Origin of the sequence: Stieleria maiorica (assembly GCF_008035925.1) — a bacterium.
GTDB classification, from domain to species: Bacteria; Planctomycetota; Planctomycetia; order Pirellulales; family Pirellulaceae; genus Stieleria; species Stieleria maiorica.
On sequence record NZ_CP036264.1, the window covers coordinates 1313112 to 1328241 of the forward strand.

The following is a 15130-nucleotide window of genomic DNA, read 5'->3' on the forward strand; positions in this document are numbered from 1 at the left end:
AGCGAAACGATGCAAGAAACCTCTCTCAGCCTGCTGAAACGAATCGCCGATGACGGACGTGACGAGGATTGGCAGCGGCTGATCGAGATCTATCGTCCGTTCATGTTCCAACGAATCTCGACCTATCCGTTGCTCGTCCACCAAGCCGAAGACATCGTGCAAGAGATCCTGGTGGTGCTGGTTCGTGAACTGCCGGGGTTTCAGCGACAGCGAATCGGTTCCTTCCGAAACTTTTTACGCAATATTGTTCTCAATCAATTGCGTTATGCGATGCGGCGACTGAAGAAGACACCGCTGGTCGCCGGGCAATTCGACAAATTGAGCGAACAGATCGAGCAGCTTTCCGATCCGAACAGTCAGATGACGGCCGAGTTCGACCGGCAGCATGACCGTTCCGTCTTTCGGCACGCGGCGAACATCGTCAAACGCGACGTCCAGCCGGGGACCTGGCAAGCGTTTCAAAAACACGCGATCGAGGGCCAAGACGCCGAGGAGGTGGCGCGGCAGCTGGACGTCTCGGTCAACGTCGTCCTGCTGGCCAAAAGCCGCTTGACCCGGCGGATTCGCGAAGAGATCAGCGGGCTGGTCGATTAGCAACCGTTGGTGTTTGGCCGTTAGGCGACTGTCCAGCTTAGGGCGACGCTTTTTTCGCACGTACGATGGTCCTTCCGGGCCGTCGCCCGTGGGGCTTTAGCGCGACGACCTAGAAAGGACGTCGTACACCCATCCACCGGCCACCTCTTACCCAACCGGCCCCCTAAGGGCAACTAGGACTTATCGGTCCCATACGTCCGAATGGCCCTCTCGATCGCGGACCCATCCGACCTAGCAGCGGTCCAATCCCAGCTTTTCGAGCAACAGATTCAGATAACTGGAGCGAACCGTATTCTCCAAACCCAGTCGGCCGGCCAACGCATCGATCCGCGCGCCGGCGGATCGGACCGCTTCGGGGGAATCGTCGTGGAGGATCAATTCGAGCTCCGCGAACAACCCGACTTGGTCCACCTGGTCGATCGTCAGTGTGAAATCGGCGTACGGTGAATCCGCCTTTGGCCACGTGTACGACTGGCGTTCTTTGCGCACCGTGGCGACGGGATCGAACCCGAGCGCCGAAAGCAACCGCGTCATCTGGCTGCCGTCGGTGTCGCCGGGCGCCAAGCACCACTCGATCTCTTCGCGCGCCTTGAGCGCCGAATCACCGACGTCCATCTTGGGGCCTTTGTAAGTCACCGAGGCCACCGAATCGATCAACCGAATTCGAAACGCCTCCTTCGTCGCAACGAAGTCTCGCGAGGGGTGGCGATAATAGGTGTCGGCATGTCGCTCCGGTTTGCCGCCGACCGCCGCCAGGTCATGGAGACATTTGACGAGCGCTGCTTTGTCCTGGAGTTGGTACTTCGTTTCGACTTCAAGCATGATGGTCTGGTTACCGTTCCAGGTGACTGTTGATCAATTGGCGGATCTTCGGGTCGGTTTCACGCTGAAAATGTCCACGGAGCGCTGCGAGAGACGCCGCGTCGCCACGCTTGCCGAGCTCGGTGACGGCGCCTTTGCGGACGAACGGACTGGGGCTGCCGAGCTGTGTGATCCAATAGGATGTCGATTCGGTGTCGTTGGTCAAGCGTTGCTTCGATTGGTCGACCAAGGTGGCGGCCGGTTTGAATCGCGGTTTCAACAACCTCGCCTCGGGAATCGCGGTTGCATTGCTTTCGGCGGCTTGTTGCAACATCACTTCCGAGCGATCCATCGGATCGAGCGTCGCGACCGTGCGTCGATACAGCGTCGGTGTTGTCGAGGTCGGCGGCCAGTCGGTCCAGCCCGCCGCCGCATTGTCCGCCAGATCGATCGGCAGCGGCTGGTCGGCAGCGGCGATTGAATCCCGCGATGATCCCGCAGCGGTTGTCTCCCCGGCCGACATGTCGGTTGCCGATTTTTCCTGCGCCAACGCGTCTTGGGCCGAAGGATTTAATGGCGGGGCAATTTCGATGGCGATCACCTGCATCAACCGGCGATACGTGGCATCGTTTTCCGCACACCCCGAATCGATCAGGTCGCGGGCCGCAAGACGCGCCAGATCTTGCACGTGGATCCAGCGGGGATCGCGAAAGTCGGTGAGCTTGCCGGAGACCGCTGCCAGTTGGTCGGCAAAGATGAATCGCCGCTGGGCGAGTTGGTCGGCGGGCAGCGTCACCCATTGCCGACTCAAGTCCTGCAACAGTTCGGCCGACCGCGCCGACACCTCGGGCTTTTCATCGACCACGGCCGCCACGATCCCGGGAATGCCGTCGACACCGGAGGCTTGCAACCGCTGCAATTGGTCCAGTTTTTCGGCCGTCGAAAGCTGCGAAAACCCGCTGATGATTTCGGCCAAGCGGGCGCGCTGCAGATAAACCTGGCCGGCCGTCACAATGCCGAACAATACGAACGCCCCGATCAGGTACTTGGCCGTCGATGCGAAGTGTCGTCGGGTTTGGTTGCGAGATTCCGCGAACGCCGAAAATGGATTGGGGGTCCGTTCCAGTTCATCGTCATCCATGATCGTGCGCCTGAAAAAGGGGATGGATCGGGAGGCGGCGATCATCCCCGACAAGCTCCTTTGGCCGCAAGATCAGCTCGGAGTCTGGTCAGAGGGCAAAGCGTAGGGCCGGCTGGAAAGGCGGGGGTGGGTGGTCAAAAAATTTGTTGGTCAAAAAATGGGTTGGTCAAAAGATGGGGTGGTCAAAAGATGGGGGCAAACGATGGGGGGCGGTATCGGCGGCGTTGTCGGATACGGCGGTGGAAAACTGGTAAGAAGATTTTGGGGGTAAGAAGATGATGAACTGCATCAGGCATTTGATGGAGTCTGTTTTCTTACCTCCAAATCTTCCTACCTCTCCTCCTAGCCGCGCCCTCTTCCACGGGAGGTTGTGCTTGGCCCGGTGTATCGCTGAAACAGTGAAAACGGGGCTGTTAGGGCGTTTGGAGTTCGGCGACACGTTGGCGGTAGGCGTCGTGGTCGGCTTTCCACTGGCGGTGGATTTGGTCGCTGACGTCGACACCGGCGATCACGTCGCCGGCGATTGCAGCGAGTGAGATGATGTCGGCTGCGGAGAACGGATCACCGATCCAAACCACTTTGCCGCTCGAATCGACCAACATCGCGCGCCCGGCCTCCAGCTCCAAGCCCCGAGTGTCGCGATTCCCCCGCTGGTCCAGCAGGACCCAAAACCCATTGGCCAGCCCCGCGTCGGTGAACAACCTGGCCGTCGAATCGTCGACCAAAGCCACCGGTCGGACGCTCTCGCGAATCGACTCGGGCGATTGACGTATCCAGGCCGACAGGATTTCTGCGGCGTGAACGTTCCTGACCTGAGCATCGCCGACCGAGGGATCCACGCCGGCGTACCACAGTGTCAGCGGTCGATCGATGCCTCGCTGGTTAACCGTGATCCGTCCGGTCCGGTCGGTGGCCTGGAGCGTTGGGAGTGTACGGCCCAATCGGCGGTCCGGAGGCGGGGGCGGCAGCGGCACCATCGCCCGCAGGTATTTTGGCTGCGGCGGCAGTTCCGCGTCAGGCATATCGGTGATCTGGTAGGGGGAGGCCGGGGACTGGAACGTGGCGTCGGCCAAAACGAGTTCCAGGGCATGGACCTTCCAGCCTTCGAGTTCGATTTGTTTGCCCGCCATCGACACCGGCAGTTCGACGCCGTGGATCAGCGACCGCGTCGGGTCGATCCAAAATCGATAGACATCCTCGCCGGCAGTCGCTTGGACGATCACGCACTGGACGTTTTCGCGTCTCGCCAGCCCGTCGTAGCGAATCGATCGCTCTTCAGGCGTATCGGACGATGGTGGCGCGTCGGACTCGGTGCCGAACAGTTTGCCCATCGGGTTCGGGTCGAGCAACCATTCCAACTGGGGCGGTGGACCGCCGAGTCCGGAGACCATCCTGGAGGTCAAAATCGGGTCGCGGAGCAGGGTTTCCAGCCCGGGGCGGGACGCCGACCGCCCGCCGGCGGCCGGTGGTCCGAGGACGACTTGCGAGTCGTGAAAATCGGTCTGCGGGTCGGCGATCCAGCCGATCATGCGGTCCGAGTCAGACCAGATCCGGGCGTCGTAGGCGGCGATCCAGATCGTCGGCCCGTCCATCACGACGTGCATGGGAGCGGTGCGGCGGACCCGTTTGCCGTTTTTTTCGATGTCAAGTCTCACCTGGCCGCGATCGCGATAGGCCCGAGTGTTCTGGTATCGTGTCAGGACTTGCCGGAGGTACTCCGCGGCTGGAGTTTCGGGAAGCGAAATGGTGTAGGTGTCTTGAGATGACGCTGCGGCGGGGCGGTCGGCGGAATCGGTGCCGCCGCAGCCCGGAAAGGCTATCAAAGCCGCAATCGCGAGCAGCCGGGGCAGTGATCGCTCGGGGTGGTTCATGGGCGGATGGGATGCCAGTTGGAGATCGGCGACAGTGGTGCTCGGCGACGTTCGCCGATCACCCGCGAGGGACATCCCATACAGGATTGTGCGGCGAAATGCGAGGCGGTTGCGTGATTTGCCCGAAAGCGTGATAACCGCGCTATTGTTTCGTTACTCACTGGTCCATTCCCCGGAACGAGCGAACCGTCGCATGCCCGACGACCACCCCAGCCCCTCGGATCATTCCACCGCCAAGTCGACCGGCAGCAAGATTAGCCCGAGCGATTCGGCGTCCGGTCGGCAACAAAGCGGTGTCCGCTTCTCGATCAAGAACACCGGCCTGACATCTGTTCAGATCTGGGAATATGACGCGGCGACCAACCGGTCCAGCCGAGACGTCGTCGCCGACACGCTGCGTGCCCTCTCGGCGCCGGATGATTTCCCGCCGATCGAAGCCGCCATCGTGGCCGGAGACCATGTCGCGTTGGCCGTCGATCCCAACGTGCCCGACGTCGACGCAGTGATTGAAGGGGCGCTTCGAATGCTTCGCAGCACACCGGCCGAAAGAATCGAAGTTGTGGTTTGGGACGAAGCGACCGAACAGACCCTCCAGCGCATTCGGGCGGCCGCGGGCGAGCACACGGTGGTCTCGCATCAATGCGACGTCCGTGAATCGTTGTGCTATTTGGCGGCCGATGTCGATGCCGAACCGATTTATTTGAACCGGGCCCTGGTCGATGCCGATTTCGTCTTGCCGATCGTCGCGGTCCGGCCCAACAACGTCAGTCAGCGGCGCGATTTGACCGGGGTGTTCCCGGCACTCAGCGATTCGGCCACGCGGACGCGTTTTGCCGACAAGGTTTCTTCCGGGGTCGCTTCCTCACCGGCGATGAAGTCGGGAAACACGATCGCCGAAGAGGTGCCTTGGTTGTTGGGCGTGCAGTTGATCCTAAGCGTCACGGCCAACTCGGACGGCGCCGCCGGAGAGATCCATGCCGGCACGATCGATGCGATCGCCAAGCGAATCACGCCGACGCTGCGTCGTCCCGACCCGGTCCCGCCGCCGGCTGAGTTGGTCGTGGCGGCGCTGGACGGTGATGCCCAGCAGCAGACGTGGGAAAACGTCGCCCGGGCCGCGGACGCCGCCTTGGCCTACGCCTTGCCCGACGCGACGATCGTGATCTGGTCATCATTGGATCAGCCGCCCGAGGGAGCATTGTTGTCGATCGATAGTGACTCGGACGATGAAGGGCACGAGGCATCGGCGGAATTCGGCGACGCGTCGGAGACGTTGCCACCGCGGGATCGCTTTTCCGATCTCGCTCGCACGCTGAAACGGGTGAGCGAAAAACACCGATTGATGCTGCACAGCAATCTGCCTCGCGAAGTCATCGAACCGCTGGGGATCGGCGTGATCGAATCGCCACACGAACTGGCCAATCTGAGCCGGCATTTTCAAAGCTGTGGCGTGCTGCGTGCGGCCAGCTATGCCGGCGGAAATTAAACATCCGAATCCAGCGACAGGTTTTTTTGATGTCGATTCCGATCCAGCAGGCTTACTTGCATTGTCCGCGATGTGGCGGCAAGCACGACGACCCCGGTCGGGTGCCGTTTCGTTGTGACCGCTGCCAGTTTGCGGTCTTCTTCGGACCCGTTGCTGCCGTCGGCGGATTGATCGTGGATTCGGAAAACAAGTTGCTGCTGGTGCGGCGGGCACGCAATCCGGGAAAGGGGCAATGGGGTTTGCCGGGTGGTTTCGTCGATTCCGGGGAATCCGTCGAAGACGCACTCGCGCGAGAAGTTTACGAGGAAACGCGACTGCGGTTAAAACGGACCGAGTTGTTGATCACATCCCCCAACCAATACGATTACCAGGGGATCGTGACCCAGGTCATCGATCTGTTCTACGTCTGCCGGGCCGTCGATCCGACCACCGTGATACTGGAACCGGCCGAGCTGGACGATTATGCCTGGGTCAACCCGACCGCCGACCACCTGGACAACATGGCGTTTGAGTCCAATCGCATTGCCATCGAACATTGGATGGGCTGAATCCATTGAACGGTCTGATCCTGGTTCCCACCGACGCCGAACGACGTTTGATCGAACCGTCGCTTCAATTCGACGCCGATCGTTGGTCGATCCAGACGATCGGATTTGGGGTCATCGCGGCGGGGATCGAAACGACTCGGCTGCTGCTCAGTGAACGGCCCAGCGAAATCATTTTGGCGGGGATCGCCGGATTGTTTGCCGCACCGGACCGTGGGGCGATTCAAGTCGGTGACGCGATCTGGTTCGACTCGGTCGCGATCGATGGAATCGGTGTCGGCCAGGGGGAACGGTTTGTCGACGCGCACGATCTGGGGTGGGATTGGTCGGCCGAGCTCGCGCCGACGGGGGTGATCGATTTTGCGAGGTTTCCCGAAGATCAGCGGGGTGATCACCGGTCGGCGCGGTTGTTGACCGTTTGCGCGGGATCGGCAAACGAAGATGACGCGAAGCTTCGCCGCCACCGCTTTCCCGATGCGGTCGGGGAAGACATGGAGGCGTTCGCGGTCGCCTACGCCTGCCAGCGGGCGGGCGTGCCGCTGCGTGTGGTGCGCGGGTTTTCCAACCACGTCGGCGTGCGAGATAAATCGCAATGGAAGATCGCTGCGGCACTTGCCAGTGTCGCAACGCAGTTACAGCACTTCATTGACAGGCCGAACGCATGAGCGAAAGAATTCGACTGGGAATCTCGACCTGCCCCAACGACACGTTTGCCTTTCACGCGTTGATGAACCGCTTGGTCGATTGGCGCGGTTTGGAATTTGACATCCGCTTGCTGGACATCCAACAGCTGAACGATCAACTGTTTGCGGGCCGCTTCGACGTGGCGAAATGCAGCTTTCACGCGGCGCTGTTGCTGTCCGATTCGATGGTGGTTTTGCCGAGCGGTTCGGCGCTCGGATTCGGTGTCGGCCCGCTGCTTTTGTCTTCCGCCGCCGACGCCGAATCAGCTGCAGCGCCGGTGTCGACCGAGCAGGTCACGTTGTGCCCGGGACAGCACACAACCGCAACGTTATTGTTTCGACTGTTCTATCCCGACTCCACTCGGATCGAGCAAGTCGTGTTCTCGGAAATCATGCCACGGCTGGTTCAAAACACGGCCAATTTCGGCGTGTGCATTCACGAGGGGCGATTCACCTGGCAAGATCAAGGATTGGGATTGGTGGAGGATTTGGGGACACGTTGGGAGAACGAAACGCGATGCCCGCTTCCGCTGGGCGGCCTGGTCGGTGACACCCACTTGCGCCGTGATGTCTTGCAGAAAGTCCAAGCGGTCGTGCGCGACTCGCTGGAGTTTTCGCTGGCCGATCCCGCCGGGGCTCTCGAAACGATGCGTAAGTACGCTCAAGAGTTTGACGACGAGGTGCTGATGCAGCATGTCCGGTTGTACGTGAACGATTGGACGGTCGACTTGGGAGCGATCGGTGCGACTGCACTGGACCGTTTGAATCAAAAAGCGAGGGATGCCGGGATCATTCCCCGGCAAACGGCGGGGTTGAAGATCCTGAGCTGACGGCAGATGCATTGAACAGACGGGCCTCCATCGAATAGTCTATAGGTGCCCGTGCCACATCCGTTTTATCTTCAGCCTTCAAGCCACCAATCAAGCCAATGTCAAAACGAGTCCTCTTTGTTTGCATGGGCAATATCTGTCGCTCTCCCGCTGCCGAAGCGGTGATGAAGCGTTTCGCCGAGGAGTTCGGTCTGGACGTCGAAGTCGATTCGGCCGGTACGCACGATTATCACATCGGCAAACGAGCCGACCCCCGGATGTTGAAGGCGGCCGAGGCACGCGGGTACGAATTGACCAGCCGGGGCCGACAGGTGACCAAAGAAGATTTAGACGACGGCAAGTTTGATTTGGTCCTGGCGATGGACAACGCCAACTACCAGGATTTGACGGCGCTGGCCGACCGGCCGACCTCGCATATCCGAGTCTTCAGCGATTATCTGGATGACAACTGGCCCAACGACGTGCCGGATCCGTATTACGGCGGCGACGAAGGGTTTGATGAGGTGTTGGACATGCTCGAAGAGGGCTGCCCGATCATCTTGGAAACGCTCGCCGGAGAAGAAATCTTTAACGACGGCTTCGAGGCCTGATCGGTCTCGCGATGCTTCTGCACTCGCATCAAGCGAACGCAAAAACCCTTCCGGGTACAGATGGATGACGCGTTTCATCATTTTCTTACCCCCGAAATCTTCCTACTTGATTTCTGCAGGCGGCTAAGAAGCGGGGCCAGTTGCGCGAACCGGTTGACGTCAGTTCCACCGGATATTGCCCCCCCAAGCGGAGGGCTGTCCATTAATCGTCAAAGTTTGCCAGGTTTGTTTAATCGGCCGATCCGTCAATGTCGAAGAAAGGGGTACCGGGCGCTGCGTCGGCAGGACCGCGCGTGCTCGGCGACTTTCCTTTGACCTGATGCAACATCTGGAATCCTCATGATTCAAGACGGACTTCGACGATTCGCATTCGTGACCTGCTTCGTATCCGGTGGCGTGTTCGCATGCGGCGCCAGCGCTTTAGGTGGCGACCACACGATCCGCCGCAAACAACCCGATCGAGGCACCTATCAGCCGCCGTTGCTTAAGACGAGCGAGTTGGAGCCGGTGGCGGTCACCGAGGCGCCTGGTCTTGGCCGGCGTGAGGGTTCGAGCGAGTTGGTCGACGCGCCGCTTGATCCGGTTCATGCACCGCGGCAGGGGGCAGAGCCGGAGGATCGGGCCGCATCGTTGCCCGCGCCCGTGGTGCTGTCAGAAGATGGACCCGCCGAGGCGCCGGTGCAAACCGTCAGCTACGAGGCGATCCACAACGCCCATTCACCCGTCGCCCCGACGCAGCACACGGTTCAAACCTGCTCGTGCGAATCCTGTCGCAGCGGTGGCGGCCACGTTCCGATGCCTCCGGTGATGCCACCGGTCGTCGATTCGTCGTCGTACCACTATTCCGGACAGGTATTTGACGGTGGATGTGATGCGGCGCCCGGTTGTGATTCGCAGTACTGCGACGGCGGGGGGTGTGACTCGATCGGATGTGGTCCTTTGGGACGTTTCGGTCTGACGTCGGACGATTGGTTCGGGTCGATCGAATTGCTGTTGATGTTCCGATCGGGTGATCGATTACCCGCGTTGGCGTCCGACGGAGCGTTGGACGATAACACCACCCAGATTTTTGCCGGACGTGAAACCGTCTTCAAAGACATGACCGCGGGCGGACGTTTGACCGTCGGCGCATGGTTGGACAAATACATGGATCGCAACATCGTCGCCCGAGGCTGGTTCGCCGGTGAGCAGACCTTTGGATTCAACGCCAACCAGAACACGCACGCGACGCTGGTGCGTCCGTTCTTCAACGTCACCGATGGTGTGGTTCCGCCGATCGACGACACGCGAATCATCGCCACGCCCGGTGAAGCGAGCGGCGAATTGGCGATTCGCGCGGACAGCAACACGTTCGGGGCTGACGTCTCGATTCGACAGTTGTGGTACAAACGCCAAGGCGCCACCGTGGATCTGTTGTACGGCTATCAATACATGGGGATGGACCAATCGCTGACGATCGTGGATCGTGCGACGGCCTTGTCCGATGGGGTTCGCCCGATCGGATCGGTCTTGGCGACCACCGATGACTTTGACATCGAAAACGATTTCCACGGCGGTCAACTCGGGATCGCGACGCACTACCGCGAGGGTTGTTGGTCGTTCAGTTCGCTGGCAAAGATCGGATTCGGATCGCTTCGTCGCCGGGCCGTTCTCTCCGGCAGCACCTTCACCAGCATCGACGGCAACAACGCGACCGTCCCGAACGGGATCTTGGTCCGCTCGACCAATGCCGGCACTCACAACGACAACACCTTCGGCTGGGTGCCGGAGTTGGACTTCACACTCGGCTGGCAAAAGTACCCGTGCTTTGACGTCACCTTCGGCTACCACATCATCGCGATGACCGACGCATTGGAACTCAGTGGCGTGGTCGATCCGAATCTGGCGAGCAACCTGGCCGACCCGGCCGTCGGTGCACAACGCCCCAGTACCAATTTTCGGCACGGGACGTTCTATGTCCAAGGCATCCACTTCGGTCTTTCGTACATCTATTGACGCGTCGCGGGCAGAACACGCGGATTCAAACTGCTGGTGTCTAGCCTTTAGGCGATCTCGGAGCGTCGTTGGCAATGCGAAGATCGGCTAAAGCCTAGACACCAACGTGCATGGATCATCAAGCGAAACCATTGGGACCGCATGTTTTTCGCGGCGTTGCCGAGCCAACGATAAAAGAGGGAACGTGAGATGGCGGCCAAGCAACCCACCGGGTGTCAGCGATTCGTCGACATGTGGGCGTTACCGGGAGTGCATCCCAGCAACGTCGAATTTCTTCAAAAGCTGAAGACGGCCGACACCAATCACTTCACCACGCACATGGATTGTGTCGGGACCGTCAACACCTTGGACCAAGAAACCGGCGATTGGGAAAAAACGCACCTGATCGGCGTGCGGACCGACGTCTGGAAACCCGACGAAGAAGAGATGCACAGTTGTCTGCAGGCGATGCAAGACAAACGCCGCAACGAACTGAAGCGTTCCATCAAACGATCCGGCCGGCTGAGTGCCAAGCAGCAACAAAAACTCGAACAGGAACTCGCCGAGGACGACATCATGCAGATGCAGTCCGGCGACATCCAAACCCGACGGCTGGTTTTAAAACTGTTTCGCACGACCGGAGATCGCGTCCGCTGGGTCGGGACGATCGAAGAGGTGACCGCGACGGAAGTCCACAACAGCATCGGCACCGGCAAGACACTGCTGACGATGGCCGCGATGCTCTCACGCAGCGACTTGGTCACGTACGTTCAACAGAACCACCGAACATTTCGTATCCCATCGCTGTTCAGTTTCTGTTATCACGACGGCCAGCAAATGTGGAACCTGCTGTTGCGTCGACATTGGTTTTCGATCGGCGCGGATTTTGAAATCGAAGCCGACGGTCAGGGGATCGGCGAGATCGACGGCAAACTGTTTTCCTTCGGCAGCGACAGCCATTTGGTCCTGGACCCACATCCCCTGACCGGCCAGTCCTCGTTCGTCAATCTGATCACTTTGTTTGCCGCATCGGTCGGCTACCACAGGGCGATGCGACGCAGCGTCAACCAACGCGTCGAAGCGGCGCTCGGTGGCGAGTCGCACCGCAACCTGTTGCAGAACGAGGAATTGCGGTTGCGTCAAAACGGCCGCGCCGCGGCGTGAGCCTATCCCATTTGTCGCGACATCTCGCCGGCGATCTTTAGCGTCGCGGCGTGGATGGCGACGATCTCGTCGATGTCTGCCGCATAACCGCCGCTCATCGCGATCGCGACCGGGATCGATCGGTCGACGCACCACTGGATGACGGTTCGATCGCGCTCGATCAGTCCGGATTTCGAAAGGCACATGCGTCCGAGGCGGTCGCCGACATAGGGATCCGCACCGGCCAGGTAGACGACCAGATCGAATTCGCCGTCGGTCCGCCAGCGATCCAGTGTGGTCAGGGCCAGGGACAGTTTCTCCAAATACGTGTCATCATCGGTGCCGTCGTCCAGGGGGACGTCCAGATCGCTGGGGACCTTGCGCAGCGGAAAGTTCTTGGCCCCGTGCATCGACATCGTGACCGCCGAGGGATCACCCGCAAGGATCGACGCGGTGCCGTTGCCTTGATGCACGTCCAAGTCGATCACACAGCCGCGGCCGATCCGAGATTCAGCTTGCAGCGTGCGAATTGCGACGGCTGCGTCGTTAAACACACAGTATCCTTCACCGGCATCGGAGAATGCGTGGTGTGTGCCGCCGGCCAGGTTGGCGGCGATGCCGTCGACCAGCGCGCTGCGCGACGCCGCGATCGTCGCTCCGGTGCTGCGCCGCGATCGCTGGACCATTTTGGGCGACCATGGAAAACCGATGCGACGGATTTCCTGGGCCGAGAGCGTGCCGGTCGCCACCCGGTCGATGTAGTTGCCGTGGTGGCAGCGAAGCAGTTGTTCATCAGTAGCTGCCGGGGGCACCAACAGCACATCGCTCCGGTGGGCGTCGCTGGTCGCAACATGACGCCGCAGACGACGGTATTTGTCCATCGGAAACCGGTGTGTCGGCGGCAACGGCAATTCAAAGTGGTCCGTATAGTACAGTTGCACTTGAGACGATCCGCACCCAAAACGGGGAAATTGAGAACGAAATGAATGATCCAGCAAAGAATCCTTACGTGGCAAGCTCGGCGACGCCAGGGGGAACCTTTCCCCAGGGCCAGAGAGCCACGACGATCGACGCGGCCGCGAAAACCGGGACCATTATCTCGCTGGCTTTGATCAGTGGCGTGATGATGATCAGCGGGATTTTGGCCTACCTGGTGTTCGCCAATCCGCCGGAGGACCAGTCGCTGCTGCGGTTCGATGGCGACGCGATGTTGTTTCTGATTATCGGCTACGGTGTGTTTGTCGCATCGTCCGGTGCCGCGATCGTGTTGCGGGGGATCATGAAGGCTCAGGCCGCGGCGCAGCTCAAGTCGTCCGACGTCGACCTGCCGCAACCGCTGAAAGCCGACTCGCCGCTGCCGCCACAGGCGCAGTCGTTTCTCGGGGCGGTGGCGACGTACACGCTGATCGGTCAGGCGTTGGTGGAGGGGCCGGCGATCATCAACGCGGTGTTCCTGTTCATCGACAACAACCTGGCCCATCTGGTCCCGATCGTGCTGGCGGTGATCGGGATCCTGCTGCAGATCCCCACCGCCGGCAAGCTGATCGCGGCGATGGAAGAAGCCCGGCGGTAGGGGGCTTGTCACGGGCAGGCGACTTCGCCGACCGAGCAATTGGCACTGGATCTGCAGCTACAGTGCCCTGACGGTAACCCAAGACCGAAGCCGCAATGACGAATCAGTTCGCTGCGGCGAGACCACTCCGAAAAGCGATAAGAATTGAAATGAACGGATCAATACGGCTAGGTCGTTTGGCCGGAATCGATGTCAAAATGCACTGGACGTTTTTGCTGCTGATCGCCTGGGTAGGCGGTTCCGCGTTTGTCGGGACGGGCACGCTTGCCGCCGCCATTGCAAATATCTCTCTCGTGCTGTGCGTGTTTGCCTGTGTCGTGGCACACGAGTACGGACATGCACTGACGGCGCGGCGCTATGGCATCGCCACCGAAGACATCACGTTGTTGCCGATCGGGGGTGTCGCCCGGCTTCAGAGCATCCCCGAAAAACCGCTCCAGGAACTCGCGGTGGCGATCGCCGGTCCGTTGGTCAACGTCGTGATCGCGGTTGCGATCGCCGCTGTGCTCCTGCTCTCCTCGGGCAACGCTTTGTCGGCAGAGTTCTTTAATCCGGCCGGTGGGATCGGAGCGTTCCTCCGCAGCCTGCTCGTCATCAACGTCGCGCTGGTCGTGTTCAATTTGATCCCGGCGTTTCCGATGGATGGTGGGCGGATGCTTCGCGCCGTGCTGGCGCTGAAGATGAATCGGGTGAAGGCCACCGACATTGCGGCCAGTGTCGGGCAGTTCTTGGCCTTCGGCATCGGCTTTCTCGGGCTTTATGGAAACCCATTCCTGATTCTGATCGCGGTGTTCGTCTATTTCGGCGCTCGTGGAGAAGCGTTGCAAGTGAGGACGTCGGCCTTGCTGAGCGATCTAACGGTTCGGTCGGCAATGATCACGAAGATGCGCACCGCCAACGCCAGCGACCAAGTTGCCCGACTGCGTGAAATGCTGTTGGATGGTGCCCAGCAAGATTTCCCCGTGGTGGACGACGACGGCAAGCCGGTCGGGATCATCTTTCGGTCCCAAATCATCCGTGGTTTGAAGGAAGGTTTGGATGACGCTGCGGTGCAAACACAGATGACGATGGTGGAATCCGCAATGACCGAGCCGACGGTCGGATTGCGCGAGGCGATGCAGCAAATGCAATCGTCGGATCTGACCGCGCTGCTAGTCATAAACGGCGACCGGCTGGTGGGGCTGCTGACCCGGGAGAACATCGCCGAGTTGTTGATGTTCCGCGAGAGCGACCCCGACTATGCCCCCACCGGCCGACAGTCAACAGAGATTGTCGCCTGATCGCTACACCCACCCCATTTCTCGCCCTGGATGATGAACACCTGCCATCCCATGCCATGAAAGCCCGTTGTCGATGCGTAGCAACTTTATTTCGGCATCACCACCTCAGGCATTATCATTTCTGTCATACGCCCTTTCGAAGCGATGCGCTGACCGTCCAACGTGCCTTGCTGAAGGAAGAGACGAATGAGCTGGAGCATCTCGTCAGCGCTGAAGTTGATTCCACCTGCGGGAGCGAGAACTTCGCCCGGGAAGAACCGACGTCGAACGATTCATCTCAAGCGGATCGAGAATCCGCTCTTGAACAAAGGTGTCCGAAGTTCCGCCGTACTTTTCGACGATCTGCCCGTCCACCAGGTAGCCACTGTTAGAGTACTGGTACCGTGTTCGTGCCGGAGCCGAAGGCTCAAGATACCGAAGAGTTCGGTAGGCGATCTGGGGATTCATATGCTTTTCCGGCAATCCCTTGACTCCGTACCAACGTATCGGCCCAAGGAGATCATTTCACCGCCGCAATGCAAGTGAGCCATCGATTCCAGGCAAACGACTGATAGACCGAGCAAATCATCTCCGGGCACTGTTTTTGAAATCGGCCAGAACTTCGGACTATTTCCTCTTC

At 60.1% G+C, this 15130-nt stretch carries 15 protein-coding genes; 10 read left to right on the plus strand and 5 right to left on the minus strand.

Annotated features, from left to right (window positions below; translation table 11 throughout):
* Positions 1 to 9: 9 nt before the first annotated feature.
* A complete protein-coding gene (locus tag Mal15_RS04250; protein ID WP_233903275.1) occupies positions 10 to 594 on the plus strand; it encodes an RNA polymerase sigma factor in 585 nt (194 codons plus the stop codon).
* Positions 595 to 825: 231 nt separating this feature from the next.
* On the opposite strand, the gene cyaB is transcribed toward Mal15_RS04250, so the two are convergent.
* The 3 genes from cyaB to Mal15_RS04265 all read right to left on the minus strand — a co-directional run bounded on the left by cyaB (position 826) and on the right by Mal15_RS04265 (position 4407).
* Entirely contained in the window at positions 826 to 1416 is a 591-nt protein-coding gene (gene cyaB, locus Mal15_RS04255; RefSeq protein ID WP_147866618.1) for a class IV adenylate cyclase, read from the minus strand.
* A gap of 10 nt (positions 1417 to 1426) precedes the next feature.
* Positions 1427 to 2536 (minus strand): HEAT repeat domain-containing protein, encoded by a 1110-nt coding sequence (locus Mal15_RS04260; RefSeq protein WP_147866619.1) that lies wholly within the window; start codon positions 2534 to 2536, stop codon positions 1427 to 1429.
* A gap of 413 nt (positions 2537 to 2949) precedes the next feature.
* Complete coding sequence (locus Mal15_RS04265; RefSeq protein ID WP_147866620.1) at positions 2950 to 4407, minus strand: hypothetical protein; 1458 nt, start codon at positions 4405 to 4407, stop codon at positions 2950 to 2952.
* Between the two features lie 193 nt (positions 4408 to 4600).
* On the opposite strand from Mal15_RS04265, the gene Mal15_RS04270 reads away from it, so the two are divergent.
* The 7 genes from Mal15_RS04270 to Mal15_RS04300 all read left to right on the plus strand — a co-directional run bounded on the left by Mal15_RS04270 (position 4601) and on the right by Mal15_RS04300 (position 11679).
* Entirely contained in the window at positions 4601 to 5893 is a 1293-nt protein-coding gene (locus tag Mal15_RS04270; protein WP_147866621.1) for a nickel-dependent lactate racemase family protein, read from the plus strand.
* A gap of 29 nt (positions 5894 to 5922) precedes the next feature.
* Positions 5923 to 6441, plus strand: a complete 519-nt coding sequence (locus Mal15_RS04275) for an NUDIX hydrolase (protein WP_147866622.1) — start codon at positions 5923 to 5925, stop codon at positions 6439 to 6441.
* A 5-nt stretch (positions 6442 to 6446) separates the two neighbouring features.
* The gene (gene mqnB / locus Mal15_RS04280; protein WP_167546627.1) at positions 6447 to 7103 is read left to right on the plus strand and encodes a futalosine hydrolase; all 657 of its coding nucleotides are present in this window, start codon (positions 6447 to 6449) and stop codon (positions 7101 to 7103) included.
* A complete protein-coding gene (locus Mal15_RS04285) occupies positions 7100 to 7951 on the plus strand; it encodes a menaquinone biosynthesis family protein (RefSeq protein WP_147866624.1) in 852 nt (283 codons plus the stop codon). Before mqnB ends, Mal15_RS04285 begins: the two co-directional genes overlap by 4 nt.
* A gap of 98 nt (positions 7952 to 8049) precedes the next feature.
* Entirely contained in the window at positions 8050 to 8541 is a 492-nt protein-coding gene (locus Mal15_RS04290; protein WP_147866625.1) for a low molecular weight protein-tyrosine-phosphatase, read from the plus strand.
* 339 nt (positions 8542 to 8880) lie between these two features.
* A complete protein-coding gene (locus tag Mal15_RS04295) occupies positions 8881 to 10536 on the plus strand; it encodes a BBP7 family outer membrane beta-barrel protein (RefSeq protein ID WP_147866626.1) in 1656 nt (551 codons plus the stop codon).
* Positions 10537 to 10725: 189 nt separating this feature from the next.
* Positions 10726 to 11679 (plus strand): hypothetical protein, encoded by a 954-nt coding sequence (locus Mal15_RS04300; RefSeq protein ID WP_147866627.1) that lies wholly within the window; start codon positions 10726 to 10728, stop codon positions 11677 to 11679.
* A 2-nt stretch (positions 11680 to 11681) separates the two neighbouring features.
* Here the strand turns inward: Mal15_RS04300 and Mal15_RS04305 are convergent, their stop codons facing one another.
* Positions 11682 to 12599, minus strand: a complete 918-nt coding sequence (locus Mal15_RS04305; protein ID WP_147866628.1) for a histone deacetylase family protein — start codon at positions 12597 to 12599, stop codon at positions 11682 to 11684.
* Between the two features lie 41 nt (positions 12600 to 12640).
* Here Mal15_RS04305 and Mal15_RS04310 point away from each other — a divergent pair, with 41 nt between their 5' ends.
* Entirely contained in the window at positions 12641 to 13231 is a 591-nt protein-coding gene (locus tag Mal15_RS04310) for a hypothetical protein (protein ID WP_147866629.1), read from the plus strand.
* A gap of 149 nt (positions 13232 to 13380) precedes the next feature.
* On the plus strand, positions 13381 to 14511 hold the full coding sequence (locus tag Mal15_RS04315) for a site-2 protease family protein (protein ID WP_167546628.1): 1131 nt from the start codon (positions 13381 to 13383) through the stop codon (positions 14509 to 14511).
* A gap of 204 nt (positions 14512 to 14715) precedes the next feature.
* On the opposite strand, the gene Mal15_RS35060 is transcribed toward Mal15_RS04315, so the two are convergent.
* On the minus strand, positions 14716 to 14958 hold the full coding sequence (locus tag Mal15_RS35060; RefSeq protein WP_147866631.1) for a serine hydrolase: 243 nt from the start codon (positions 14956 to 14958) through the stop codon (positions 14716 to 14718).
* Positions 14959 to 15130: the final 172 nt, after the last annotated feature.

Coding starts and splice junctions, on each gene's coding strand:
- Mal15_RS04250 (WP_233903275.1), top strand. CDS start 10: ATGCAAGAAACCTCTCTCAGCCTGCTGAAACGAATCGCCGATGACGGA.
- cyaB (WP_147866618.1), bottom strand. CDS start 1,416: ATGCTTGAAGTCGAAACGAAGTACCAACTCCAGGACAAAGCAGCGCTC.
- Mal15_RS04260 (WP_147866619.1), bottom strand. CDS start 2,536: ATGGATGACGATGAACTGGAACGGACCCCCAATCCATTTTCGGCGTTC.
- Mal15_RS04265 (WP_147866620.1), bottom strand. CDS start 4,407: ATGAACCACCCCGAGCGATCACTGCCCCGGCTGCTCGCGATTGCGGCT.
- Mal15_RS04270 (WP_147866621.1), top strand. CDS start 4,601: ATGCCCGACGACCACCCCAGCCCCTCGGATCATTCCACCGCCAAGTCG.
- Mal15_RS04275 (WP_147866622.1), top strand. CDS start 5,923: ATGTCGATTCCGATCCAGCAGGCTTACTTGCATTGTCCGCGATGTGGC.
- Mal15_RS04285 (WP_147866624.1), top strand. CDS start 7,100: ATGAGCGAAAGAATTCGACTGGGAATCTCGACCTGCCCCAACGACACG.
- Mal15_RS04290 (WP_147866625.1), top strand. CDS start 8,050: ATGTCAAAACGAGTCCTCTTTGTTTGCATGGGCAATATCTGTCGCTCT.
- Mal15_RS04295 (WP_147866626.1), top strand. CDS start 8,881: ATGATTCAAGACGGACTTCGACGATTCGCATTCGTGACCTGCTTCGTA.
- Mal15_RS04300 (WP_147866627.1), top strand. CDS start 10,726: ATGGCGGCCAAGCAACCCACCGGGTGTCAGCGATTCGTCGACATGTGG.
- Mal15_RS04310 (WP_147866629.1), top strand. CDS start 12,641: ATGAATGATCCAGCAAAGAATCCTTACGTGGCAAGCTCGGCGACGCCA.
- Mal15_RS04315 (WP_167546628.1), top strand. CDS start 13,381: ATGAACGGATCAATACGGCTAGGTCGTTTGGCCGGAATCGATGTCAAA.
- Mal15_RS35060 (WP_147866631.1), bottom strand. CDS start 14,958: ATGAATCCCCAGATCGCCTACCGAACTCTTCGGTATCTTGAGCCTTCG.